This window comes from Pseudomonas syringae (assembly GCF_001698815.1).
GTDB classification, from domain to species: Bacteria; Pseudomonadota; Gammaproteobacteria; order Pseudomonadales; family Pseudomonadaceae; genus Aquipseudomonas; species Aquipseudomonas syringae_A.
The window spans coordinates 83,713-110,565 of the sequence record NZ_LGSI01000043.1; the positions used below are offsets into that span (position 1 = coordinate 83,713).

A 26,853-nucleotide genomic window follows, 5' to 3' on the forward strand; every position below is an offset into this window, starting at 1 on the left:
GCACTAGATGTGGCGTACACATGCCCAATTCAGAGTTTGGCTGGTTGGCTGGCTTCGGATCAACAGCTCTCTGTTCACGCTATAGCATTCGCGTTCGGTCAGTCAGATCTGCAGTAGCCTGCTGTCTGGAGCGGACTACTGCAGGCCTGAAGCCATCGGTCAATGCAATGGGTCGATCCGAGCCGCCAGATTCCTCCGATGAATATCGATTTCTCCCATCACATCCGGTCCCTGATAAACCATGGACGTCTCGTAGTTGGCCCATTTTCCGCGGTTCGCACTGAACCAGTTGAACGAGCCCATACACAGCAGTTCGTCATCAGCCATGACCACTTTGCTGTGCACCTTACGCACGACATGGGATTCGATCTTTTGCCCCCTCAGCTCCCGGAGGGCATGGATAAGCAGATCGTAGCGGCTGGGTTGACTTTCCGATGACGGCGATTCGGCGCTATTGAAATCGAGATCGGTATAAACGCGCACGGTGACGCCACGCTCTACCGCTGCACTCATGGCATCCCACGCGCCGATATCATGGATGCGCTGCAACTTGATCCATGGCGAGACGATGTGCACTTCTCGTGTCGCGCAAGACAAGGTTCTAAGTAGAAATTGATCATGCGCATCAGCATCGATCAGTTGGCTGAAGACCGATCTTGGCGTCTCCAGATCCGTGCGTGGTTGATATTCAAAAGCTAGCTCGCTGGATGGATCCCGGAGCAGATACTCGGCCAGCAGGTCTCGGGGTTTGGCAGCGGGCACCGCACCCAATAGATCCATGTCGCCGAATAGCAGGAAGCTGTCTTTCGCTCGGGACACGGCAACGTTCAGCATGCTTTGGCGGCGGTCGATGAATCCTCCATCGGCGTGCTTGGAATACACAGCGGAAAAAATCACCACCGGCCGAGCCGCTCCCTGGAAAGAGTGCACGGTACCGACCGTCAGTTCGCCATCACCTTTCCCGGTTTTGATGCCTTTTGCGGCACAGGCATCGGCAATAGCCTGGGACTGTGCGCCGAAGGGTGTGATGACCCCGACGATCTTCCACAGCTCCTGACCGTACCGGGCCTGCAGTGTCTCGCGGTTGGCAGCGATCCATTGCGCGATGGTTTCCGCTTCCAGGCGATTCATCCTGCTGCGGCCGTTGTGCTGCTGACAGATGCCATCGACATGAAGATAACCGAGCGCCGGGAGTCCTCCATCAGGTTTTTCACCACGTTTGGGCGTCAGCTTGCCTTGGTAGCAGAGCGCGTTGCAGTAATCGACGATCGAGTTGTAGCAGCGTCGGTGTTCGTACAAGAACATGCCGCGTTCCAGATCGGTGTCGTAGTGGTAACGGCTGGCATTCTGGGCAATGCGCATGACGCTGCCGGATGCAGCGCTAACGCCAGTGGCGCACAGTTTTTCGTAAGCTTCATCGATCCCGACACGTGGCAGCAGTTGGCTGCTCAACAGGTTACCGATGTCCACTGAGGCAGGGACAGACCAGATCGGCTCGATTTGCAGGGTGTCGCCGATAACCAACGCTTTTTTGCTCAATGCAAAGGAAGCACCGGCAACCTCCGGCAATACCTGACCGGCTTCATCGACAATCAGCAGATCAATAAGCTCATACATGTAGTCGTCGTCATAGCCGCTGCCGTTATGTTTGCTGCCTTTGAGGTGACTGGGCAGCATGAAAAATGTCGACACCACACATGGCGTCAGTTTCATCCAGCGCCGCCAGCGTTTCTCCAACGTCTTGCGACCATTCCTGTTTTGATCTTTCAGGATTTGCGGCAATGTTTGCTCCAGTTCCAGCAACCAGCGCCCTTCCCAATAATGAGTGCTCAACAAGAAGATAGGGAAACGTATTCGGGTATCGGCCAACCCATCGCAATCGCTCAGGGTCATATTCTCGGTGATCACGTCCGCAGATAACTCCAGTGGGCGCAACGCTGTCTGCCAGTTCACCTGACATTGCTGCCGAGCGCCCTGCAAGGCCAGTGCATTACTGACTTTCCGCTCCTGCGCACTGACTTCGCTGGCTGCAGCGTTACTCCAGACCGAGAGTGTCTCGCCGATCTGGCGCACACTTTTGAGCAATGACAGCTCAGTCAATTGCGATTCGTTCAGTAGCAGCTTTTCAGTATTCGAGGCGGTGTGACTCTGTTCAAGATGCAGGCGGGCACGCAGCAAACGTTTTTCCTGGACAGGTTTGAGCCAGGAGAGCAGGGCGTACCACAGCGATTCGTCGGCGAGGTATCGCCGGAAGGAAGTTTCCAGTGCCTTGTAATGCGAATTTTTATCCTTGAGTCGCTGCAAGGTTACTTGCGCCTCCTGAATGCTGGCATCTGGATCGTCGCCCCATTCGGATCGAAGTGCCTGGCGAGCGGCGCTCAGCGCCAGCCATGCATGCTCAATGTTCACCAGCTCATCCGAGCGGACGGCCAAGGCTTGGCGAAGCTGGTCGACCGCAGCTTGTACCGTGAGGGGCGGTTTGGCTGCAAAGGCTTGCGCTGCTTTACCCAGCCATTCCGATTGCGCTTGAGCCAAGTAGTCAGCCGACTCTGTGTTGGCAAAGAAACTCTGGGTCTGATACTTGCGAACCGTCTCCGGGTCAGCGGACTTGCTCGGGAAATATGCCCCGAAGCTATCGATTTTCGGTAGCCAGCGCCCTGCAAGCGTTCCGTTGCCCGCGGCGAAGTCCGATCCAAAGGCGTCGAGAATGTTGGTTACTGCCTGATTATTGGTGGAACTGGCAACAATCACCGGGGGTTCGGTGCCCGCCAACGCCGCTCTGGCCCACAACGAGGCGACCACTGACAGCAGCAGCGTCGTCTTGCCGGTTCCGGGCGGTCCATTGACAGCCAGAATGTCGCCGTCATCACTTGCCAGGAAATGGGCCAGAGCGTCACGTTGCTCACCTGCCAGCGCGTATTCATCACTGGCGTGCCCCAGTCGGGCTGAGAATCCTGCACTTGCCGGCAGGCAGGGCTCCGGCGGCACCGTAGTCTGGCTGGCGTAACGCTCAAAAAGCGGGCTCTTGGGACTGGTATCACGCATGTGATCGTACAAACGCACAATGTGCTGGCTGGCACCGGATACCTTCTCCTCCTTGAACAAGCACCATTCATTGGATCGTTCGTAACCGTTATCCCCCTGAAGCCAGCCTGAGCTGACGTCATCAACGAAACGCTCACAAAACCCAAGGTAGGCCGCCCATTGCCCGGCGTAGCTTTCGCCATCTACAGCCTCACCGTCTGCTGACGGTGAGGCTGCCGGTACCGTGTTGACCGCCAGAAAACGATCGACATCCGCCACATCAGCCAAGGCAAAACTGCCCGACTCCAAAGGCTCGAGAATGTCGCGAGGTATCAGCGTATTTGCGGTTGGGAACAGCTGCCCATGACGGTTCACCCGCACCTGTGCGAGCAAGGGGGTAATCACGGCATGCATGCCGTGACGTAGCCGACCATGTTCCAGGCGCGCATTGAAAACCCAGGGCCGAATCGTGATCTCAACGACGTGGCTATGCTCTGGTTCATTCTTGAACAGCGCCGTGACCGTCTCGATTCCCAGATAACCAGTGTTCAGGATTTCCTGTGGAAGATGGACATGGCCGACAAGCCCGTCGGTCTTGAGGCCACCATTGCCGTGTTCGGCATCGACGAGGGAATTGCGCCAGTATTTGGCGAATGCAAGAGCGTTATCGTTCATCTTCCGTGCTCACTGATGTCGTGCGTCTGGCACCGTGTAGCATCCAGACAATAGCGGGAATGGGCCGATGCGACAGTTTGCAAGGCCGACTATGGAGGGGAATTACGTCAATTCACGGGCTCAGCTTTTAGGGGCAGGGCTGCCGAGGTGGAGTCAGAGCATTCGATAAAACCGCCTTCGATAGACACTGCCTGAGCACCCAGCGATCTGGCGCTGGAGAGGTGAGGGGCTTCATCCATAAGGGACATGAACACTTTCTACTCCTTGAAAAGTTGGATCCATTAGGCCAGGAACATTAGCAGACCGGAAAATGATGGCATAGGGGGAGAGACGGGTGTGGCCAACTGCACCTTCTTCGACGAAGCCAGACGAAAAATCATCCACCAGTTATCATGCGGCCCATATTTGCCCGGTTCGCTGCGCCGGGTTTTCATGTTCACCGCGCAATTCATCTGCGCTGACTAGGAAAGAAATAATGACGGATCAAAAAGGAGTCGAGCAGAACGCCGCCAGTCTGGCGGAGCATGCGCTGAACATGGCCCGCGCCCGATTTGCGCCTAACGAGACCGCCGTTAGCACAGAACCTGAACCGGTAAAGAAAAAAACAGGCCGTAAAACTGCAACCGCCACTACCAGCAATACTTTGCAGGATCTGCAGAAAACGCTTTGGGCCACGGCCGACAAGATGCGCGCCAACATGGATGCTGCTGAATACAAGCACATCGTCCTTGGCCTTATCTTCCTCAAGTATATTTCCGACAGCTTCGCTGGCCGCCGCGCGGAGCTGGAGCTTAAGTTCACCAATACCGCCGACGATTACTATCTGGGAAGCGATGACGCCGATCTGCTAGCCGCCGAGCTGGAAGAGCGCGATTACTACAAAGAAGTGAACGTATTCTGGGTGCCTGAAGTGGCGCGCTGGGAATCGATCAGGGCCAACGCCAAACAGGTGGACATCGGCAAGCGTATCGACGAGGCCTTGTCCGCAATCGAGGCAGAAAACTCTTCCCTGAAGAACATCCTCGACAAGCGCTATGCTCGCGCTCAATTGCCGGACGGCAAGTTGGGCGAGCTGGTCGATCTGATTTCAGTCATTGGTTTTGGTGGTGACGCTAATCAGGCCCGCGACCTGCTCGGTCAAGTCTACGAATACTTCCTGGGTCAGTTCGCCAGCGCCGAAGGCAAGAAGGGCGGACAGTTCTATACCCCGGCAAGTATCGTCAAAACGCTGGTCGCAGTCCTCAATCCCCACCATGGCAAGGTCTACGATCCTTGCTGCGGTTCCGGTGGCATGTTTGTCCAGTCGGAGCGATTCATTGAAGCCCACGGTGGCAAGCTTGGCGACGTGTCTATCTACGGCCAGGAGTCCAACCCGACCACCTGGCGTCTGGCCGCGATGAACCTGGCCATTCGCGGTATCGACTTCAACCTTGGCAAGGAGCCAGCCGACACCTTTATCCGCAATCAACACAGCGATCTACGGGCCGATTTTGTTCTGGCCAACCCGCCGTTCAACATTAGCGATTGGTGGCACGGCAGCTTGGAAGGCGATCCGCGCTGGGTCTACGGCACGCCACCGCAAGGCAACGCCAACTATGCGTGGTTGCAGCATATGTTGTTTCACCTCAAGGCAAGTGGCCGTGCCGGTATTGTCTTGGCCAACGGTTCGATGAGTTCCAGTCAGAACACTGAAGGCGATATTCGCAAGGCGATGGTTGAGGCCGATGTGGTGGAAGTGATGGTCGCGTTGCCCGGCCAGTTGTTCTTCAACACCCAGATACCGGCCTGCCTGTGGTTTTTAACCAAACAGAAGGTCGCTCGCCCCGGTGAAGTGTTGTTTATCGATGCGCGCAAGCTCGGAACTAATATCAGCCGGGTCCAGATTGAGTTGCTTGATAGTGACATTGAGCGCATTGCGCAGACTGTCGCCAATTGGCGTGGGGTGCCGCTGGATGTTGGCGGTGAGATCGCCGAATACACCGACATCCCCGGCTTCTGCCGCAGCGTGACCCTGTCGGAAATCGCCGAGCATGGCCACGTTCTCACCCCAGGAAGATATGTCGGGGTCGAGGCGTTCGCGGTTAATGATATAGCCTTCACCGACAAGATGCAGGACCTCACTGCTTTGTTGGGCGAGCAGATGGCCAAGGGTGTAGAACTCGATAAGGTTATCCGGCAGCGGTTGGGAGGGCTAGGGTATGAGTTCTGAGTGGAGCCGTCTTACGCTTAAAAATGCAGGTGTCACTTTGATCGACTGCGATCATCGAACTCCGGCAGCGGCCAATGAGGGCTATCCATATATCGCGATACCACAACTCAAGGATGGTCATATCGCGCTTGATGGCGTGCGTAGGATTTCTCAATCGGATTACAACGATTGGACAAGGAAACTAAAGCCCCAAGTTAATGACGTTATTGTCGTTCGTCGATGCAATTCGGGTGATAGTGCTCATGTTCCTGCTGGGCTGGATTGTGCGATTGGGCAAAATCTTGTAGTGCTCCGAGCCAGTGGGGACCGGGTTGCCCCTATTTTCCTGCGCTGGTTACTCAAGGGGCCGGAATGGTGGGGGCAAGTATCTAAGTACATCAACGTGGGGGCTGTATTCGACAGTTTGCGCTGTCGGGATATTCCTAATTTTGAGTTCACCATTCCGCCGTTGGATCAACAGGCTGAGATCGCAAGCATCTTGGGGGCAATAGACGATCGCATCACCTTGCTACGCGAAACCAACGACACTTTGGAATCTATCGTCCAAGCGCTTTTCAAATCTTGGTTTGTCGATTTCGACCCGGTGCGTACTAAAGCCGAGGGTTTTGAGCCCGAGGGTATTGATGCCTCCACTGCGGCATTGTTCCCTGACAGTTTCGAAGAGTCTGAACTGGGGGTTGTGCCGAGGGGGTGGCTTGTTAAGCCGATTGGCGATGCTGTCGAGTGCATTGGCGGTGGGACACCTAATACCAAAGATCCAAGCTATTGGGAACCTGCCGAGCATCCCTGGACAACACCAAAAGATTTGTCTGGGCAACAATCGCCAGTCTTGCTCAATACTGAACGCAAGCTCTCTACTCTAGGACTGGCAAAGGTCAGCTCTGGATTATTGCCAGCGGGTACTTTGTTATTATCTTCTCGTGCACCGATTGGCTATTTGGCAATAGCACAGATGTCTATTGCTGTGAACCAAGGCTATATTGCTATTCCACCCGGCGGCGAGTTGTCACCGCTGTACATGTTGATCTGGTGCCGACAAAACATGGAAGGGATCAAAGCTCGCGCCAATGGCTCGACCTTTATGGAGATTAGCAAAAAGGCCTTTCGGCCAATTCCGGCGTTGGTGCCATCAGCGAGTATATTGGCCGCTTTTGCGAACGTTGCAGATCCTCTCTTCGAACGCTTAATCGGAAACGAATGCCAAGCACAAACCCTTACCAAACTACGCGACACCCTATTACCGCGCCTAATTTCTGGCCAGTTACGGCTAGCAGATGCGGAAATTAATATCGAAAATGCCCTGTCGGAGGCCATCTGATATGGCTCTGAACCTCCGACAACGCGTCATCGAGCGTCTGCAAAGCCAGCCCGAAACCCAGCAAACCGCCCGCGAACTGGCTCAATGGATTTTCGGGCAGTTCCCTACAGAATGCGCAGCCAAGAAAGCAGGCAGTGCCAGCTACATCCAGACTGACAATGACCTAGTGCAGCAGCTGGTAGCGGAGATATCTGGTTCCCGTCCACGTTGGCAGCAGATGCATCCCCAACTGAAAACAACCGAAGGCCGACCACGTCACTATCACTGGTCAGACATGGACGCCAACGCTGAGGTTGCGGCGGCTGAAGGGGTAGCCCTAATTCCGTCAGAACCACCTGAGCCCACGCCATTACGTGAGCACGCGCTTTATCCATTGTTGGCCGAATACTTGCTGACGGATGATCAACGTGTATATGCCATGCGGATCAACGAAAAGCGTTCGTCTAACCGTGCTGGCAGCGGTGGCAACGAATGGCTGCACCCCGATTTGGTAGGCCTGGAAGATATGACTGCCGATTGGACGCTAGGGCTGCGTGACTGCGTTCGTGTACTAGGCGAACGTCGTGCCCGGCTATGGTCCTTCGAGGTCAAACTGCTGCTCAATCGTTCTAATGCTCGCAAGAGTTTTTTTCAGGCAGTATCCAACTCATCTTGGGCGCATTTCGGCTATCTGGTGGCGGGTACCGTAGAGGGTGACGGCACGCTCAAAGAGCTACGTATGCTCGCCTCGGCCCATGGCATTGGCGTCATTCAGCTCGACGTACAGAATCCAACGGAAAGCCAAATTCTGATCCCAGCTCGCGAACGCAGCGAAATCGACTGGGATATGTGCAACCGACTGACTGAAGAGAATAGCGACTTCGCCGAGTTTATCGGCCGTATACGTCGTTTTCACCAGACAGGTGAAGTGTCGACCAAGGAGTGGGAGGCTAGCGAGTGAACAAGGAGACGATTTCCGCATTGCCCGAGGGTTACGCCGACTGGCTGACCCAACTGAAAGGCGATATTGCTCAAACCCGGCAACGTGCTGCTTTAGCCGTCAATGCCGAGTTGGTGCAGTTGTATCACCGGATCGGGGTGGAAGTCAGGCAACGTCAGCAGGTCAACGCTTGGGGCGCGAAAGTGATTGAGCGCCTGGCGCGGGACCTTTCCGACGCTTTTCCCGATATCCGTGGTTTTTCCAGCCGCAACCTCAAGTACATGGCTTTTTTTGCGCAGCATTATCCTGAAGGTCTAATTGGGCAGCAGCCTGCTGCCCAGTTGCCGTGGTTCCATGTAGTTACCCTGCTAACCAAAGTGGACAGCGCTGCCGAGCGTGAGTGGTATGCGCAACAAACCGTCCTGCATGGCTGGTCACGCAGTACGCTGGAGCAGAACATCAAGAACCGCTTGCGGCAGCGCCAAGGCTCGGCGGTCACCAACTTCGGCGCCCGCCTGCCGGCCGCAGAGTCAGCTTTAGCCCAGGAAACCCTGAAAGATCCTTACTTGTTCGATTTTCTCGGTCTGGGTGATGACGCCCATGAACGGGATATCGAAGATGGGTTGATTCGTCATGTCACCCGTTTCCTGTTGGAGCTTGGTGCGGGTTTTGCCTTCGTTGGCCGACAGTTTCGCCTTGACGTTGTTGGCGACGAGTTCTTCATAGATCTTCTGTTTTATCACACGCGGCTTAAGTGCTACGTTGTCGTGGAACTCAAGGCCACAGCCTTCAAGCCCGAACACGCTGGTCAGCTGAATTTTTATCTGGCTGCGGTAGATGCACAGATCAAGGCGGAAGACGACAAACCCACTATTGGACTGCTGTTGTGCAAAGAGCAAAATCGGCTTGTGGCCTAGTACGCGCTTTCGGGCATCGACAAACCCATTGGCGTTGCCGAATACCAATTGCTGCGTGATCTACCCGAAACCTTGGGCCGAAACCTACCGAGCATCACCGAGATTGAGGCGGAGTTGGCCGGCGAACTGGACACAGGAAGTGAAGCGGAATGACTGAAGACCAGTTGGAACAGGAAACCCTCGGCTGGCTGGGCGAGCTGGGCTATACGTATGTTTACGGGCCTGATATCGCTTATGACGGCGAGAGCCCGGAGCGTGATAATTACCGTCAGGTAGTTCTGGTTGAGCGTTTGCGCAGCGCTATGGCCAGGCTCAATCCCAAAGTGCCGTTGGCCGCGCGGGAGGATGCGCTCAAGCAAGTGCTGGAGTTGGGCTTGCCCGTACAGCTGTCAGCCAATCGCCTGTTCCATCGTCTGTTAGTCAGCGGCGTACCGGTGCAGTACCAAAAAGATGGCGAAACGCGGGGCGACTTTGTGCGCCTGATCGACTGGGTCGAGGTAAAAGTCAACGACTGGCTGGCCATTAATCAGTTCAGCATTCAGGGCCCGAAGCATACCCGACGTCCGGACATCATTCTGTTCATCAACGGTCTGCCTTTGGTATTGCTTGAGCTGAAAAACCCGGCAGATGTGAAGGCTGACCTGGGCAAAGCGTTTGATCAAATCCAGACCTATAAGGAGCAGATTCCGGATCTGTTCCAGTACAACGAAATTCTGGTTATTTCTGACGGCAGCGAAGCCCGGATGGGCTCATTGTCTGCCGATGTCGAACGCTTTATGAATTGGCGCACCATCGACGGGCAGGATCTCGACCCGCTGGGGCAATTCAACGAACTTGAGACTTTGGTGCGCGGTGCTTTGGCACCAGAAATGCTGCTCGATTATCTGCGCTACTTCGTGTTGTACGAGGATGACGGTCGATTGGTAAAGAAGATCGCTGGCTATCACCAATTTCATGCAGTGCGTGCCGCTATTCAGCAGGTGGTAATCGCCTCGCGCCCTGGCGGCACTCATAAGGGCGGGGTCGTCTGGCACACCCAGGGTTCGGGCAAAAGCATCACCATGACGTGTTTCGCCGCAAGGGTGATGCAGGAAGCCGCGATGGAGAATCCCACAATTGTGGTGATCACGGATCGCAACGACCTTGATGGTCAGTTATTCGGAGTTTTTTCGCTATCTCAGGATTTACTTCGCGAGGAACCTGTCCAGGTAGAGTCTCGCGGTGACTTGCGCGCCAAGCTGGCGAATCGTCCAAGTGGCGGCATAGTGTTTGCGACTATTCAAAAGTTCATGCCCGGGGTTGATGAAGATCGTTTCCCAGTGCTGTCCTTACGCCCAAATATCGTAGTTATCGCCGACGAGGCACATCGCACCCAATATGGTTTCAATGCATCGCTAAAGGCGAGCGCAGTGCTTCCGGCGGCTGAAAGTCAGACGCGTTACGAGGTCGGCTACGCTCAACACTTACGTGATGCATTGCCAAACGCTACATTCGTGGCTTTCACGGGGACGCCGGTGTCGAGCGAGGATCGAGATACTCGTTCGGTCTTCGGCGAATACATTCATGTCTATGACATGCAGCAGGCCACCGAAGATGGGGCGACCGTTGCCATCTATTACGAGTCGCGCCTTGCCAAGTTGTCGTTGAAGGATAGCGAGCTCCCAACGATCGACGATCAGGTCGATGAATTGGCTGAAGACGAAGAGGATGACCAACAATCCCGTTTGAAGAGCCGCTGGGCCGCATTGGAAAAAGTGGTCGGGGCCGAGCCCCGCATCTGTAGTGTAGCGATTGATCTCATCAGGCACTTTGAAGAGCGGAATCAGGGCATGGTCAGCATGGGCCAGATGCCTGGCAAGGCCATGGTGGTGGCCATGAGTCGCGAAATTTGTGTGCACCTGTACAACGAGATCGTCGCTCGGCGTCCTGAGTGGCATGACGAAGATCCGGAGAAAGGCGCGATCAAGATCGTGATGACTGGCAGCGCGTCGGACAAGGCTTTGCTGCGACACCATATTTATTCCGGACAGGTCAAAAAGCGCCTGGAAAAGCGATTTAAAGATCCGCTTGACCCGCTCAAACTCGTGATCGTGCGTGACATGTGGTTAACAGGATTCGATGCGCCTTGCGTCCATACCCTGTACGTCGACAAACCCATGAAAGGCCATAACTTGATGCAGGCCATCGCCCGAGTGAACCGTGTCTTCAAGGACAAGCAAGGCGGACTGGTGGTGGACTACATCGGTATCGCAAATGAGCTAAAAGCCGCGCTGAAAGAGTATACCGGCAGCAAGGGCAAAGGTCGGCCGACCGTGGACGCCCATGAAGCTTATTCAGTGCTGGAAGAGAAGCTCGACGTCCTCCGCAGTCTGCTATTTGGCTTCGATTACAGCGACTTTCTCAAAGGCGGGCACAAGTTGCTTGCCGGGGCGGCGAACCATGTTTTGGGCCTGGAAGATGGCAAAAAGCGCTTTGCTGACTCCGCGCTCGCCATGAGCAAGGCCTTCACCTTGTGCTGTACCTTGGATGAAGCCAAGGCGGTTCGCGAGGAAGTAGCGTTCTTCCAGGCAATCAAGGTGATTTTGATCAAACGTGAGGTCAGTCAGCAGAAAAAGACTGATGAAGAGCGCGAATTGGCCATTCGCCAGATCATCGGTAATGCCGTGGTCTCGGGTGATGTAGTGGATATTTTCGAGGCGGTGGGTTTGGAAAAACCGAACATCGGCCTGCTCGACGATTCGTTCCTGGCCGAAGTGCGTAATCTTCCGGAGAGAAATCTGGCGGTGGAGCTGCTGGAGCGTTTGCTGGAAGGCGAGATCAAAAGCCGCTACAGCACCAACCTTGCTCAGGAGAAGAAATTCTCTGAGCTACTGGCAAATGTAATCAAACGCTATCAAAACCGCTCCATCGAAACTGCGCAGGTGATCGAAGAGCTTATCGAAATGGCCAAGAAATTCGCTGCGGCAAGCAAACGCGGTGATGAGCTGGGGCTCAATGATGATGAATTGGCGTTCTACGATGCTTTGGCCAACAACCAAGCATCAGTACGCGAGCTTGGCGACGAGATACTGGCCAAGATTGCTCATGAACTGACTGCCAGCTTACGGGCTAATGTCAGTGTTGACTGGAGCAGCCGTGAAAGCGTGCGAGCCAGACTGCGTATCCTGGTGCGGCGGATTTTGCGCAAGTACAAATACCCACCGGATCAAGCTGAAGATGCCGCTCAGTTGATTCTCAACCAGGCAGAAAAGTTGTGTGAGGCTTGGTTATAGATCGACCGGAAATGGTCGCTCCCTTTTGAGCGGGCGCATACCAGTGAAGTATCGGCAGGGGGCTTTCCTACAGACATTAAAAAGCCGGCTTGTGGTTAGCTTTTTATTGATCTATAAGTTTGAAAAAACAACAAGTTAGATATTTTTAGAGGCGCTCTGATCCCTCATTTGTCCCCCCACTTTTTTGTGGTTTTTGCACGGCATTTGACCGGCTTTTTTTGTGGTTCAGCCTACGGCTTTTTCGTGAGGCTGAACCCGAATAGTGGGGGGCAGAGATTTTGTGTTCGGGCAAAACATGAGCAACAGGTGCATGTATGCCAACCAAAAAGAAATCCGCGCGCCAAGCGCTCCGAGAACTGCCGAAAATCCCGAAAGAGCTGCTTGAACGGTTCGCTGCCGAACTCGGCCATCACCTGGGCTATCCACCGGGCGCGCAGCGCCCAGAGGATGAAACCAATCAGCGCAATGGCAAAACTGGCAAGACGGTTTTAACCGGCGATGGCACGCTGCGACTGGATATCCCCCGCGACCGGGATGGCAGTTTTTCACCCATTCTGATTACCAGGCACGAGCGACGTTACACAGGTTTCGATGACAAGATACATCGCCATGTATGCCCGTGGCATGACTGTCAGGAGAAATCCGCGCGTTTCTTTCCGAGCAGTACGGAGCAGACGTTTCTCCTGATTTCATCAGCTCTGTACCCGGCCCGCACACAAAAGATCTGACAGTTCCTGATCAGCTGGTTTCTTTCGGTTCTCCATGCAGTAACCGAGAACACTTAAGCCCCAGAGGTATTCCATCGCCCCTTCCGGAGCTACGTTGCTTCAGAACACGCTCCCGGCGACACCGCCAGTAACGGTTGGCGCCATGCGCCGACAGTGCACCCGCGAGTTTTTACATACTCTCGACCCTAGGCCGAACATCGATTATTAGTCGCTCCTCCACCGACAATCCCGGCCCACTCTTGCAATCAGGCTCCAATCACACCACCATTGCGAATAGTTTTCATTAGCACGGACACCATCCGCTGTGTTTCCTACTCACCCGGCAAACCAAGATCCCCGCCAGCAGGCGCTCCATCGCTTGTTCGGCGAGCACCACAGCTGGCTGCTCGAACGTCTGCGCCTGCGCCTGCACTGCCGCGAGGATGCCGCCGATATGGCCGCCGAAACCTTCGCTCAGATTGTGGCGCTGCCGGATCCCCATGCCATTCGAGAGCCCCGGGCGTTGTTGAGCCTCATTGGCAAGCGGCTGATGTTCGCTCGCTGGCGGCGCAATGATGTCGAACGTGCCTATCTCGACGCCCTCGCCTCCTTGTCCGAGCCGACCGCGCCTTCGCCCGAGGAACACTGGGTGGTGATGGAGGCATTGATGGCGGTCGATCAGTTGCTGGATGGCTTGTCGTCCAAGGCCCGCGCGGCTTTTCTATATAGCCAGATCGATGGCCTGACTTACGCGGGCATCGCCGAGGAGCTGGGGGTGTCGGTGACGCGGGTACATCAGTATGTTGTGCAGGGACTGACGGCGTGTTATCGGGGCGTGCCGTGACGACGGTGTCCGCGGCGGCGGCACAGGCGATTGAGTGGTATGCGCGGCGTGCTTCGGGCATGTTCACTGAGCAGGACCAACAGCAATTGATGCTGTGGCTGGCCGCCGACCCCAGTCATCTGCGTGCCTGGCAGACCTTGCAGCAGCAGTTGAACCGTAGCGTGACGCCGTTGTTGCAGCAGCATGCCGCCGTCCATGCGCTGTGCGACGCCGGGTACAGTCGTCGACGCATGCTGCGTGGCGCTCTCGGCCTGGGTGCCCTGGCTGTCGGCGGGCAGTTGTTGACCATGCCGGGTGGACCGCTGCACGCACGTTTGCGCGCCGACCTGCGCACGTCGACCGCCCAACGCCGTACGTTCACCCTTGATGACGGCTCGACCTTGCAACTCAATGCGCAGAGTTCCGTCGATCTGTATTTCGACCCTCGGCAGCGTCACGTCCAACTATTGCGCGGCGCGGTGCAGGCCCAGGTGCGCAGCGATCCGGCGCGGCCGTTCGTGATGGCGTGCCCGTGGGGCGAGGCCTGGCTCGACAGTGGACGGTGCCTGCTGGCGATGCACGCCAGTCAGCCCCAAGTGTGGGCGCTGGAAGGTTCCTTGCAGTTGCGCACGCCCCATCACAGTCAGCACATCGCCGCCGGCCAGGGCCTGGCATTCAATGGCAACCGCTGGCAGGAACTCCCTTCGCAGTATGTTGACGAGCGCAGTTGGACCAGAGGGCTGCTCGAAGTGCATGACCAGTCACTGGGCCAAGTGATCGAGCACCTTGCGCCTTACCACCAGGGGCTGCTGCACGTTTCGGCAGCGGCGGCGGCGTTGCGGATATCCGGGGTGTTCACCCTGGATGACACGCGCGGCGCGCTGGCTGCGCTCAAGGATGTACTGCCGTTGCGCATCGATACCTGGCTGGGCGTGTGGACGCGAATCGAGCGTGTCTGAATTTTTTTCCTGACACCCCTGAAAATTTCCGGGACTCGCGTCACATACCTGATAGACGCGCGTATTCCGCGCACTCGTTTCCGTACTTCTGCGAGCCCGCTCATGCATCCCAACCTCCTTTCGCCGCTGTTTGCCGGCTGCTTGGCCAGCTTTACCCTGCAGGCGGCCGAAACCGCCTATGACTTCAACCTGCCCGCCGGCGCTGTGGGTAATACACTGATCGGCATTGGCCAGGTGAGTGGCCAGCAAGTGCTGTTTATCCCGGCGGATGTGGCAGGTCGCCAGGCGCCGGCGGTGCGAGGGCACCTGAGTGCGAGTGAAGCGGTACGCCTGAGCCTGGCGGGCACCGGCCTGAGTGTGATGGTCACCACAAGCGGTGCCTTGAGCGTGCAACGAACCGGCGACGGCCTGACCCTGGACGCCATCAACATTGATGCAATCCGCCAGGGCGGAGAAACCGCCGACGTCGGCTATGTGGCTCAACGTTCCTCGGTCGGCACAAAAACCCGCACGGAACTGGTAAAAATCCCACAATCCGTGTCGGTAGTGACCCGCGAAGAACTCAACGCGCGCAAAAGCGACAACCTCTCCGACGCGCTCAAGTACACCCCCGGGTTCAGCAGCCAGCCCGCCAGTTTCAGTCGCACCGCCGATGACTACACCCTGCGCGGCTTCAACGTCGGTGCCGGTACCGGGGGTATCCTGCGCGATGGCATGAAACTGCAATCGAACCCCTACGACGGCAGTGTCGAAGCCTATGGCCTGGAGCGCGTCGAGGTGCTCAAGGGCGCCTCGTCCGTGCTGTATGGCCAGCTCTCGCCAGGCGGCATGATTAATACCGTGAGCAAGCGTCCTACCGATACGCCGCTGCACGAAATCGGCCTGGAACTGGGCAACTACGACCGCCGCCAGTACACCATCGACCTCGGCGGCCCGCTGGATGACCAGGGCCAGTTCAGCTACCGCCTGACCGGCCTGTGGCGCGACAGCGGCACCCAGGTTGACCACGTCGACGATGATCGTCGCTACGTCGCCCCGGCCGTGACCTGGAAACCCGACGACGATACCTCGCTGACCGTCCTCGCCAGCCACCAGGACACCTATACCGGTTTCTCGCCGCCGATGAGCTATGCACTCAGCAGGTACAGCAACACCGCCGGCTACAAGATCGGCCGCAACCAGTTCGTGGGCGAACCCGGCTACGACCACTTCACCAACCGCATGGACACACTCGGCTACCTCTTCGAGCACCGCTTCAACGACAACCTCACCGTCAACCACAGTCTGCGTTACTTCCAGGCCAATACTAATTGGGACTACCTGATTCCCGTGTCGGTCAGCGGCAGCCGACTGCTGCGCCGCTACAGCGCCCGCGAAGAGCGCTCCACCGGCTGGACCAGCGACAACAACCTCAACTTCACTTTCGACAGCGGGCGCTGGCAGCACGACCTGGTGCTGGGCGTGGACTACTACCACAAGACCTACGATTCACACCGCTTCATCAGCTCGACCCAGGCCCAACTGGCGCCGTCGCTGAACCTCGCCAACCCAAAATACACCGGCGTCGGCGCCAACACCGCCGCCGACAGCGGCAGTGACCTGCACAGCAGCCAGGCCGGCATCTACCTGCAAGACCAGATTACCTTCGACGACAAATGGGTACTGCTGCTCGGCGGCCGTCAGGACTGGGCCGAGAGCGTCACCACCACCTTCGCCACCGACGCCCGCGCCACCCGCAACGACAAAAAAGCCACCGGCCGTGTAGGCCTGGTCTACCTCGCCGACAACGGCCTGGCGCCCTACATCAGCTACAGCCAATCATTCCAGCCTGCCAGCGTCAGCAACCCGGCCTTCGGCAACGCCTTTGCCCCTTTGGAAGGCGAACAATACGAAATTGGCCTGCGCTACCAGCCGCCCGGCACCGACACCCTGCTCAGCGCCGCCGTCTACCAGCTCGACCAGGACAACTCCCTGAGCCTCGACAGCCTCACCAACACCTACGTGCAATACGGCAAGACCCGCTCCAAAGGCCTGGAGCTCGAAGCCAAGAGCAACCTCACTGAGAACCTTCAACTCAGTGCCGGCTACGCCTACACCGATACCCACGTACTGGAAGACCAAACCGCGAGCAACGTAGGCAAACGCATCGAGGGCGTGCCCTACAACACCGCCAGCCTGTGGGCCAGCTACCGCCTGGCGAGCCTCGGCCTGGAGCGCTTGCGCGTGGGGGCTGGCGCCCGGTACACAGGGACTACGCGGACTACACCGAGTGTTTATGAGGGGAAGATTCCGGCTTACACTCTGGTAGATGCGCTGGTTAGTTATGATGTGGACAGCAATTGGCAACTACAGGCTAAAGCGCAGAACCTGTTTGATAGGAAGTATCTGTACTGCAATACCACGTGCCGGTATGGCGATGAGCGTAGCTTGATTGGTTCGATTACGTATAAGTGGTGATAGCCCACAGGCGGTTTGAGGCGCTACGCACGCAGTGTGGAAGCTGAGTGCGAAACGGTCGGAAGTTGTTGGCGTGTTTGAACGGATCTGGCCGTTCTCTCACCTCGCTTAGCGGTCGAACACCCTAATCGATGAGTGAGCAATTGCACGGTCAGCGAATAGTAATAGTAGCGTCGCTGCACGGCGCCGGTTCAGGTGGTGATTGAGAAACCAAGTAAGGTGTTTTCTTTGCCACGCCTACGGTGTGTCCCGTTGCCAGCGCTCAGCGATTGCTGTTGGATAGCCTTCGCCTGGCGGAGGTGGCGTTGGCGTGTGGCATGCGAACCGGTCAGCATGCCCGCCAGGAACAGATCAATATAGAAGGCATGGTCATGGTCGACCCCCGATGTACGCGCTACTAGGTCGATACGGCCATGCCCCAGCTCATAGCTAACCTGCCTTCGGGCTTTTTGATCGAGCGCTCGGTCTATCTGGTAGCACTTGCCGTTGTTGATCGGCGCGGGATGATGGGTGATTTGCTCATAGCGTTCGCACGCATACGCCGCCCGCAATTCGTGGAAGCCTTTGAGATTGTGCGTATGGAGGATATCTCGGGCGGGGCGGACGATCCCCTGCAAGAAATCGAGGTAGCTTTCGTTCGGTGCCAGCAGGTTGCGGCCACCATTGGGCGAAACCTGTTCGGCAAACCTCAGAGCTTCACGAATATGATCATCTACCGTAATCCAGCGAGGTGCTGACGCACCTGAACGGCCACCTTTGGTGCCATCCTGGATGTTGATCTTGTCGTGGTATTTGGCTTCACGCTTGAGTCGCGGTAGGTCGGCCAGAATCGCTTCGCGCAGACGCATGCCAGTGGCTCGCGCTAACTGAGCGATGGCCGCGGCGCGCGGCTGCTGGTGTGCGCAAAGCACCTCCACGATCCGCTTCACCTGGTCACGGTTTTGGCCTTGCGGCACCGAACGACGAACGCTGGTGCGCCGCATTCCTCGCGCCTTACTCGGACTCGGCACTTTCACATATTGATCACCGCGAAGCGCAGCCATGGTCCGGTTCACGCTGGACAACCGGTTTAGCGCGGTGGCGATGGTTAGCTCACCCTGCTCAACTTTTTGACGCAAGTGCCCGGCATAGTCCAGCAAAGTCTGCAGATCAATTCGCCGCGAATCGTTAAATCCTGGTCCATCCTCCGAACGACACCAGCGTACAAACGCCTGCCACCGATCACTGTGCGCCTTGACCGTGCCGTAATGCCCGCCGCCAAATAGATCGCGCAACGCCTGCGGTCCGGCATAGCTCAGTTGCCGACTATAGCCAAAATTTCGCCCTTCTCGCCTAGCCACCAGTGCCATGATCAAACTCCTCTCGAAGCCAAATTTTTAAAGCCATCCCCACGTCATCCCGCCACGAATGTTGAGTGTTATCAGGGATCAAGGCCCCTGCGACCTGTGGGGGTGTCCACTAACGCGGGACTGACGGCTCTTTACGACCGGGAGCTTGGGCATCTCATGATCTGGCCTCCTGAGCACTTCCGAAGACGTGGGCGCGGATTGGCGCAGCGAAGTGTGCCAAGAGGTGAGGTTGCTGCAGCGCAGCGAGGTAGGTCCATCGTCTGCCGCAGTGGGCAGATCAGTCGAGTAGGCATCCATCACTCCTGGGGAGTGATCGTGCGAGCCGCCGGACGCTAATCGCACTTCGGGAGAACCACCACGCAAGTGGCGTAGCCTTGAAGGTTCTGGCTACTTGGGCAGGTGGTGTCAACGACAGCGATCCGTGCACCAATTTTTATACCCACTCGAAAAGGTGGTCAAACATCAAGGACAAAGCGTGCAAAAAGTGGCGACTGTCGCCACATTTGTCGCCATGCTCCAGGCCCCGTTCTGCCTGGGTTGTCGCCGCTGTCGCCCTCTCTCTAACCATAGCCCCACGACAAACTCCGCTCTGACGCTGAGACTGCGTTGCGCTCGATAGAGATCGTGGTCAATTACTCGGGTAAAAGAAGACGTGGAGCTAATCAGATTTGAAATGGAAGGGTGGAACGAGTTGGCTTCGAGAAAAAACGAGTGAACCCTCCGATCGGCGCGATCAAAGATCGCTGGATCGGAGGGTTTGGCGGAAAAAGCAAAATCTCAAACGTCAATTAGAGCCTCAAGCATCAAAACTTGCTGGCCGGAATGCGGCGGCTAAACGAAAGTTGATCAGCGCACATCGTCAACATTCAATAGCAAATGTCGCCTACAGGTATAAAACAGTCATTTAGCGTGAGAACCGGATCGTTATGGAATATTGCGATAGAGCATCAGCCGAGCAGTTTCATGCAGTCCCCGGGTCAACCCATTCAAGCGGCGAAACTCCTCAGGATATTGCGCGGCCACATTGTCACGCGGCGTGGGTGATGCCAAATCATGTAGGGTCGGCGAACTACCGTCGTGCTGCATCTGCAGTAGGAAGTCCTTGGTAACACCTCCGATAATTGGGAACATGCCCTCGCGCAGTATCAGCGGCACCACGCGCTCGCCTTCTGGTGCCGGCTGCTGGATATCCCGACCCATTGCGCCATTTCTGAACGGTATGCCCGCTATGCCAGCCACGGTAGGCAGCAGGTCCACGAGACCGACGGCCTCTTCGATCACCCGTGGTTGCAGACCGGGCGCATGGATCAGCAGCGGCACGTTGTTGCTTTCCAGACCCAGTTGTTCGAAAGCCGGGGCCATGTACGGGATCTGGCTGATACGCGTGTTGTGGTCTCCGAAGAACACAAAAATGCTGTTGTCGTAATAGCCGCCCGCCTTGGCGATTTCCATCAGGCGCCCGATGTTGTAATCAAGCAGGCGTACGGCGTTGTATTGCTCGACACTGCGCGAGCCGGCGGCCTGGACTTGCTCCAGCGTCACTTCCTTTACCCGGAAGCCGTCGTTTTGCTTGGGAATGGTGAACGGCCGATGGTTGCCCGAGGTTTGCAGGTAGGCAAAAAACGGCTGCTCCTTGGGCACACCGCGCAGCAGTTGATCGCCTTCCTTGAACAGGTCCAGGTCGGAGACGCCCCACACATCCACCCGGGGCGAGCGCCAGTGGCTTTCATCATAAAGCTGCACGCCGTCGATACTCTGTCGGATCAGCGCGTTGATATTCGCCCAGCCAGCGTTGCCGCCGATCATGTAGAACTTCTGGTAGCCCTCGAACGCGTTGATCAACGTGTGCTGCCGTGTGATCAGCGGGTTGCGCGTGGCGGTATCCTGGCGGGTCACGTCCGGCACGCCGGTGATGCTGGCCCACACGGTTTTGGCGGTGCCGGTGACGGGCACGTAGAAGTGCTTGAAGAACCAGCTTTGTGTGGCCAGTTTGTCCAGGTTCGGCGTGGGGTTGAGCGGGTTGCCGTAGGCCCCGACGGCGCTGGTGCCGAGGGATTCGAGCATCACGAAGATCACATTCGGCGGGCGCTCGCCGACCAGGCGATAAGGCTGCACGCCTTGTTTACGGATGAAATCCAGTGCCAGGGCGTCGGGTTGCTCAACCCCCAGGTACGTGGCGACTTGTGGGTAGTGCTCGCGCACCCTGGCCTCATCGAATTGCGATTGGCCGACCTTGAGCGTGTCATACAAAAACAGCACTGGGTTCAGGCCCACGGCGGCCACCTGGCTGTTGCCGGAAAAGAACGCATCACTCCAGCGCAGGGGCACCGGGTTTTCCAGGTTGAGATGGGCAACGCGGCCGAGCAAAGCCAACAGCACGGCGACAACGCCAACCACTGAGACTGACGTCACCGCCCATCGATTGATGGGGGCTGGCGCGCGGTCCAGGGTCAGGCGCTCCAGGCAGATCAACGCCCATACCCACAACGCCACCGCTGCCAGCCAGCAGGCGGTTATCCACAGCACCGGGTAGGTTTCCCACACCATCTGTTGTGAAATCTGTGCGTCTTGCAGGTAGCGCAGCACCGTCGCATTGATGCGCACGCCGAGGTAGGCGTAATGGCCGAAGTCGATGATGTACACCAGGCCGATCATCGCCAGTGCTACCACCAGATAGGCACGCGCCAGCCAGCGCAGGGCTGGCAGCGTGGTGAGGTTCCAGCGCGGCAGCCATGCCAGCACGGCCAGCGGCAGCAGCAGCAACACCGCCAGGCGCAGGTCGAAACGCAGGCCGATGCCGAGGGTTTCCAGCAGCGCCGGGGTGGTAAAATCAAGGCCGGAAAAACCCAGCACAAACACCAGTCGCAACACGGCCAGCACCACAAACACCAACCCGATCGCGCCCATGCCGTAGCGCAGGCGACGTGATTGCAACGCACTCATCAATTTTTCCATTCTCTAAAGCAGCACAGTTTGACTTGCATTAATCCAGCGACTACGCAGTAGCCTGCCAAGAGCGGATCAACCAGATAGTCCCAATAGTTCTCCGACGCCTTGAGCCGCAATGCGAACGCCAGCGTGCCGATCACCAACATCCACACCGCCAGTGCATTGCGCAGCCACAGCATCAACAGCGCCGCCACCGCGACCAGCACAATCATCGGTCGAGGGTTGAAGCCCCAGCGGTAGGGGTCGAAATAGGTCAGGCCTAACGTGGCTGGGTAGAGCACCAGGCTCAGCAGACCAAACAGCAGCAACATCTGCACCTGATGCGGTCGAGCCAGCGGCTGCACCAAGCCCAGACGGCTCAGCGCGACCCACCCCAACAACACCAACGTGCTGATCGCCAAATCATCGGTAAAACTGCGTACATAGGCCGCCAATGGCAGCTCATTTACCGGGATAACGCTCACCGCCACCAGGACTGGCAGCAACCACGGTCGCCACCGGGCGGTAAATCGAAATGTGCTTAACAGCACAAACCCCAACAGCACAAAACTCAAATGCGCCTGCCACAGCGAAACCATCACAGACGCTCCGCCAGCCAGGCTTCGTTGAAGCTGACATGTTTGATAAAAGTGTTATTCCACGAGTACACCAGGTGGTACATGCCGTCCGGGCTGCGGCTGAAGTACGGGTACTCGTATTCGAAATCGCAGCCACGGGGTTTGCACACGCGGTAGTCGAGGCTGCTGAGAAAACGTTGCTCCAGCGGTAAACGCTGCGCACCGCTGGAGGCGCGAAAGCCTTCGCCGATGATCTCTTTATAAACCTCGGGGGCAAACGGTTGGCCGAGCGGGTCCGGCGATTCGTCCAGTTGCACCACAGTGCGCCACTGGCTGAGCTGGGCGTCAGTGCCATAGAGGCTGAGCTTGAAGCGGCCGTCCTGCAGGTCATTGAGCGCCACCAGCAACCCATCGTCCACCGTGCCCACCGCCGCCAGCGACGAGTTAGGGTTGGACGGTTCCAACGGGTACGGCTGGCTCCAGGTTTGCCCGGCGTCTTCAGTGCGGCTGGCCAGCACGCGGTGAAGGGTGTCGCCGGCATAGCGCAACATCGCCACGGCGCGTTGGCCGTCGAGGGGCACGATGGTCGGTTGCAGGGAATTTTTGCCGCGGCTGATACGGAATTTGTCGATCACCGCCCCGTCGGCGCTCAAGTACAGGTACTCGGCAAACTTGCCCATGAACTCGTGGTACACCGGCAGGCCGATGGAGCCATCGGCATGGAACACCGGCGCGGCGCGCACCAGGGTGCTGATATTAAAGAACGGCGAGGTCACCAGTTGCCGAGGGGCCGTCCAACCGGCTCCAAAGTCATCCGACACCATCACATTGATCGCACTGGTGGCCCAGCCGCCCACTGACACCGACACATAAAACATCCACAGGCGTTTATCCGGCGCCAGGGCAATCACCGGGTTGCCGAGCTTGCGGATATAACGCTGGGTACCGTCGCGGGTGCTTTCCCGCGTGGCCAGCACCTGTTCCGCGCCCCATTCGCCGCTGCGTGCATCAAATCGCGCCGTGCGCACCTGCACATCAGCGGCGCCTTCGCGCGATCCGGCAAACCACACCGCCATCAAGTCGCCGCCGGGCAGGGCGGTAACGGACGAGGAGTGCACAAAGTCGGTGAGCTGGGTGGACACGAACCGGCTGCTGTACTGCGCCGGCGCCGCCACTTTTACGGTGTTCGGGCTGACCTGGGCAAACGGCGCCAGCACATGGGGCGGATGGCTTTGCCAGGCGGCGAAAAACACTGCCAGCAGGCTGCAAATCAATAAGGCGGAGCGCATAGGGAACCTATTGGTAAAAGGATTACTGCGCACGTTCATCCGGCAGGCGCTTCCTGCGACCGGTGAGCATGGATAACGGCAGGTTGTCCCGCACCTGGATACTTTCAAACACGGCAGCCAGCACATGCAGGCACACCAGGCCAAGCAGCGCATTGGCGGCGGTGTCGTGGACTTGCAGCGGCCAATCGACGCCCCAGAGGGCATCGACTTCCTGCATCAAAAAGCCGCTCACGCCGATGGTGAGTAACGCCAGCAACATCAACAGCATCACCAGCGCGCCAATCGGCGAATGCCCCAAGCGGTGTTGCGGCTTACCCTTGAGCAGCGAGCGCACGTGGGCATTCAGCCTTTTTGGCGTAGGCCAAAAGTCTGCCCACCGTGCACTGCACGGTCCGACAAATCCCCACACCGTTCGCACCAGCAGCCAGGCCATGGCGTAATAACCCAACCAGACATGCCAGTCGTCGCCTGCTTCGTTGAAGAAGTAATTGGCGACGAAGACCCCGGCGACGGAAGCATGGAACAGCCTCACCAACGGGTCCCACAGGCGCAGGGATTCGCCTGGCATCAGCCTTTGATCTCAGTCTTCACGGCCTTGCCGGTGACCGGGTCGTGGTAGATCTCGACCTTGCGCTTGTCCTTGTCGAACCCGTAGATCTCGTAGCAGTTGCCGTCGGTGACCTTGAACTTGCTGATGGTGTAGCCCTCGGCCTTGAGCTTGTCCTGGAAGGCTTTTTCGTCTTGCCATTGCGAGCGCTCGGCGGTGGTGCATTGCGGGCCGGCGACGGCCAGGGGGCTGGCGAGGATCAGGGACAGCAGGAGAATTTTGCGCATGAAAAAGCTCTCAGCAAATTTGGGAGATTTCACAGTGCAAAACCAACCTTAGGGCAACCTTAGTTGGCAACGAGCCGTAACATCTTTGTTGAAATAACCCCGGCCAGAACCCGGCATGATGCCGCCGATCCCTACAGAGATTTTGCTATGCGCCTACTCCTTGTCGAAGATGACCGTGCCCTCGGCCAGGGAATTCGCGTGGCCTTGGGCGCCGAGGGCTACACCCTGGATTGGCTGCAGGATGGCGTTGCGGCGCTGCATGCGGTGCGCACGGAGAGCTTCGATTTACTGCTGCTCGACCTCGGCCTGCCCCGCCTCGACGGCCTCGACCTGTTGCAGCAACTGCGCGCCGAGCAACACGATCTTCCGGTGCTGATCCTCACCGCCCGCGACGGCACCGCCGAGCGCATCGCCGGACTAGACGCCGGCGCCGACGACTACCTGGTCAAACCCTTCGACGTCGAAGAGCTCAAGGCCCGCGTGCGCGCCCTGTTGCGCCGCAGCCAGGGCCGCGCGCAACCGATGCTCGAACACGCCGGCGCCAGCCTCGACCCCGCCACCCAGCAGGTGCGTTACCTGAATGAGGACATCATCGTCACCCCCATGGAGTACCAGCTGCTGCACCAACTGATGGTGCGCCCTGGCAAAGTGGTAACCCGCGAGCGCCTGTCCCGCGCGCTGTATGGCTGGCAGGACCGCGTAGAGAGCAACACCTTGGAAGTGTTGATCCACAACCTGCGTAAAAAGTTATCTACCGAGCTGATCCGCACAGTGCGCGGCGTTGGCTATGTGCTGGTGCTCAAGCCATGACCTCCGTACGCGCGCGCATCCTCGTGCCGGTGCTGGTGTTGATCCTGCTCGGCGACGCCCTGATCAGTTGGCTGGTGCTGCGCGACAGTCACCACGAAATCGAAGAAGTCTACGACGCCCAACTCGCCCAAAGCGCGCGCCTGCTGCAAGGCGTACTGCGCCAGCGCGACCCCGGCGAGGCGGATTGGGACCGTTTGTACCAGGCGTTTGACCAGGCCATGAGCCGCGTGGGCGAAGAGGGCGTGGCTCATCCCTATGAAACCCGCCTGACTTTCCAGGTGTGGCGCAGCGACGGCCAGCTACTCGTACGCTCAGCCGAAGCGCCGGTGCTGGCCGCACCGCCCGCGACCCTTGGCTCCCACGACATCATGGACAACGGCAACGACTGGTGCGCCTTCCTCCTCGCCGACCCGCAACAGGGCCTGCTGATTTGGGTGGGCGAGCGCGACGACATCCGCCAGGACGTGATCCAACGCATCATGCGCCACACCCTCTGGCCGACCCTGATCGGCGTGCCGCTGCTGACGGTGTTGATCTGGCTGTGCATCGGTTGGGGCCTCAAACCCCTGCGCGCCATGGCGCTGTCGATTCGCGGACGCAACTCCGACACCTTGCAACCGCTGCACCTCAAACCGCTGCCCACCGACCTGGAACCCATGCAAACCGCGCTCAACCGGCTGTTGGTGCAGGTGGACGAGCTGTTGGAACGCGAACGCCGGTTCATCGCCGACGCCGCCCACGAACTGCGCACACCCCTGGCGATCCTGCGTATCCATGCGCAAAACGCCCAAAGCGCGGAGACAGTGGAGCAACGACGCGAGGCGTTGGAATTTCTGGTAAGCGGTGTCGACCGCGCCACCCGCATCGGCAGCCAGTTGCTGACCATGGCGCGTATCGAGCCGCAATTGAATAACCCTGTGCGCAGCCGCGTGCAACTTACCGAATTGGTACGGGAAGAATTGGCCGAATTGACGCCACTGGCCATGGAAAAAGGCGTGGAACTGGTGCTGGAAGGGGACGAAGAGTGCTGGGTAGAAACCGAGCCGGTAGCGTTAGCTATTGCACTGCAGAACTTGGTGACCAATGCCCTCAACTTTTCTTCCTCAGGGAGAGAGGTAACTGTAGTGGTGCGTAAGGACGAGCGGGGCATGGCCTGCTTGAGGGTTGAAGACGCCGGGCCGGGAATAGAGGAAGGGGAACTGGCAAGACTGTTTGAGCGATTTTATAGCCGAGGCAATGCCAATGGCGCGGGCTTAGGATTAGCCATAGTACAGATGGTAACTTGTAAAATTGGCGGTACCTTACACATCCATAATCTAGCAAGCGGTGGCGTATGTGCAGAACTCAGTCTAAACCAGACCAATAGCATCCTATAACTCCCTCACAAATCCGAGCAACACATCTGTCATAATGAAAACCTAAGGTCCGAATGTCAGAATCTGTATGCCCACCTGTATGCCAAACAAAAACCCCGCCAAAAATATCTAATAGATAGAATATCTTGTGCTACCAGTTCAAATGATGTGTAGGATTCGACTCGATTAACGGTCGAGGGGATCGTGATAGTTCAAGCTTCGAATCTAACTGCTGCATGGGCCCTCTCCTCAGTGATTGCTGGCTGTCCTCACGTAGTCCCGCCGCGGCTGTTGATGTTATCAGGGATCAAGGTCCCTGCGGCCTGTGAGGTGCTCACTGACGCGGAACGTACGGCTCCTTACGACCGGGAGCGAGGGCATGAACCCATGAGTCTGGCCTCCTTGGCGCATCCGAAAATGCGGGCGGAGG

At 57.7% G+C, this 26,853-nt stretch carries 15 protein-coding genes and 4 pseudogenes; 11 read left to right on the forward strand and 8 right to left on the reverse strand.

Going from position 1 to position 26,853, the window contains the following annotated elements; genetic code table 11:
- Positions 1–159: 159 nt before the first annotated feature.
- Positions 160–3,699 carry an AAA domain-containing protein gene (locus tag AFK24_RS13465; protein WP_065833672.1) on the reverse strand — a complete coding sequence of 1,180 codons (3,540 nt, stop codon included), beginning with the start codon at positions 3,697–3,699 and terminating at the stop codon, positions 160–162.
- Positions 3,700–4,174: 475 nt separating this feature from the next.
- Between AFK24_RS13465 and AFK24_RS13470 the strand changes: the two genes are divergently transcribed.
- From AFK24_RS13470 to AFK24_RS13510, 9 genes and pseudogenes are all read left to right on the forward strand, one after another.
- Positions 4,175–5,908, forward strand: a complete 1,734-nt coding sequence (locus AFK24_RS13470) for a type I restriction-modification system subunit M (protein WP_065833673.1) — start codon at positions 4,175–4,177, stop codon at positions 5,906–5,908.
- The gene (locus tag AFK24_RS29935; RefSeq protein WP_080482147.1) at positions 5,898–7,226 is read left to right on the forward strand and encodes a restriction endonuclease subunit S; all 1,329 of its coding nucleotides are present in this window, start codon (positions 5,898–5,900) and stop codon (positions 7,224–7,226) included. Before AFK24_RS13470 ends, AFK24_RS29935 begins: the two co-directional genes overlap by 11 nt.
- 1 nt (position 7,227) lies before the next feature.
- Positions 7,228–8,166 (forward strand): COG2958 family protein, encoded by a 939-nt coding sequence (locus tag AFK24_RS13480; protein WP_065833674.1) that lies wholly within the window; start codon positions 7,228–7,230, stop codon positions 8,164–8,166.
- Positions 8,163–9,215 (forward strand): annotated as a pseudogene (locus tag AFK24_RS13485) (PDDEXK nuclease domain-containing protein). Before AFK24_RS13480 ends, AFK24_RS13485 begins: the two are co-directional and overlap by 4 nt.
- Positions 9,212–12,334, forward strand: coding sequence for a type I restriction endonuclease subunit R (locus AFK24_RS13490; protein ID WP_065833675.1), 3,123 nt, complete (start codon positions 9,212–9,214; stop codon positions 12,332–12,334). Before AFK24_RS13485 ends, AFK24_RS13490 begins: the two are co-directional and overlap by 4 nt.
- A gap of 314 nt (positions 12,335–12,648) precedes the next feature.
- Positions 12,649–13,037 (forward strand): annotated as a pseudogene (locus AFK24_RS13495) (transposase); the annotation flags it as partial.
- Positions 13,038–13,420: 383 nt separating this feature from the next.
- Entirely contained in the window at positions 13,421–13,885 is a 465-nt protein-coding gene (locus AFK24_RS13500) for a sigma factor-like helix-turn-helix DNA-binding protein (RefSeq protein WP_240500383.1), read from the forward strand.
- Entirely contained in the window at positions 13,882–14,823 is a 942-nt protein-coding gene (locus AFK24_RS13505) for a FecR domain-containing protein (protein ID WP_065833677.1), read from the forward strand. Before AFK24_RS13500 ends, AFK24_RS13505 begins: the two co-directional genes overlap by 4 nt.
- Before the next feature lie 102 nt (positions 14,824–14,925).
- A complete protein-coding gene (locus AFK24_RS13510) occupies positions 14,926–17,280 on the forward strand; it encodes a TonB-dependent siderophore receptor (RefSeq protein WP_065833678.1) in 2,355 nt (784 codons plus the stop codon).
- A gap of 23 nt (positions 17,281–17,303) precedes the next feature.
- Here AFK24_RS13510 and AFK24_RS31880 read toward each other — a convergent pair.
- The 7 genes and pseudogenes from AFK24_RS31880 to AFK24_RS13540 form a co-directional block, all read right to left on the reverse strand.
- Positions 17,304–17,615, reverse strand: a pseudogene (locus AFK24_RS31880) (hypothetical protein).
- 34 nt (positions 17,616–17,649) lie between these two features.
- Positions 17,650–18,629, reverse strand: a pseudogene (locus AFK24_RS13515) (integrase domain-containing protein).
- 924 nt (positions 18,630–19,553) lie between these two features.
- Positions 19,554–21,572 carry an LTA synthase family protein gene (locus AFK24_RS13520; protein WP_065833679.1) on the reverse strand — a complete coding sequence of 673 codons (2,019 nt, stop codon included), beginning with the start codon at positions 21,570–21,572 and terminating at the stop codon, positions 19,554–19,556.
- Positions 21,572–22,156: a hypothetical protein gene (locus tag AFK24_RS13525; RefSeq protein WP_065833680.1), complete on the reverse strand. Its 585-nt coding sequence runs from the start codon at positions 22,154–22,156 to the stop codon at positions 21,572–21,574. The genes AFK24_RS13520 and AFK24_RS13525 overlap by 1 nt, the downstream gene beginning before the upstream one ends.
- A complete protein-coding gene (locus AFK24_RS13530) occupies positions 22,156–23,424 on the reverse strand; it encodes a sialidase family protein (RefSeq protein ID WP_065833681.1) in 1,269 nt (422 codons plus the stop codon). Before AFK24_RS13530 ends, AFK24_RS13525 begins: the two co-directional genes overlap by 1 nt.
- A gap of 22 nt (positions 23,425–23,446) precedes the next feature.
- Positions 23,447–23,992 carry a cytochrome b/b6 domain-containing protein gene (locus tag AFK24_RS13535; protein WP_065833682.1) on the reverse strand — a complete coding sequence of 182 codons (546 nt, stop codon included), beginning with the start codon at positions 23,990–23,992 and terminating at the stop codon, positions 23,447–23,449.
- Positions 23,992–24,258: a PepSY domain-containing protein gene (locus tag AFK24_RS13540; RefSeq protein ID WP_015885790.1), complete on the reverse strand. Its 267-nt coding sequence runs from the start codon at positions 24,256–24,258 to the stop codon at positions 23,992–23,994. The genes AFK24_RS13535 and AFK24_RS13540 overlap by 1 nt, the downstream gene beginning before the upstream one ends.
- Before the next feature lie 147 nt (positions 24,259–24,405).
- Between AFK24_RS13540 and AFK24_RS13545 the strand changes: the two genes are divergently transcribed.
- On the forward strand, positions 24,406–25,068 hold the full coding sequence (locus AFK24_RS13545) for a response regulator (RefSeq protein ID WP_065833683.1): 663 nt from the start codon (positions 24,406–24,408) through the stop codon (positions 25,066–25,068).
- Complete coding sequence (locus AFK24_RS13550; RefSeq protein WP_065833684.1) at positions 25,065–26,444, forward strand: sensor histidine kinase; 1,380 nt, start codon at positions 25,065–25,067, stop codon at positions 26,442–26,444. Before AFK24_RS13545 ends, AFK24_RS13550 begins: the two co-directional genes overlap by 4 nt.
- The last annotated feature ends 409 nt before the right edge of the window (positions 26,445–26,853 follow it).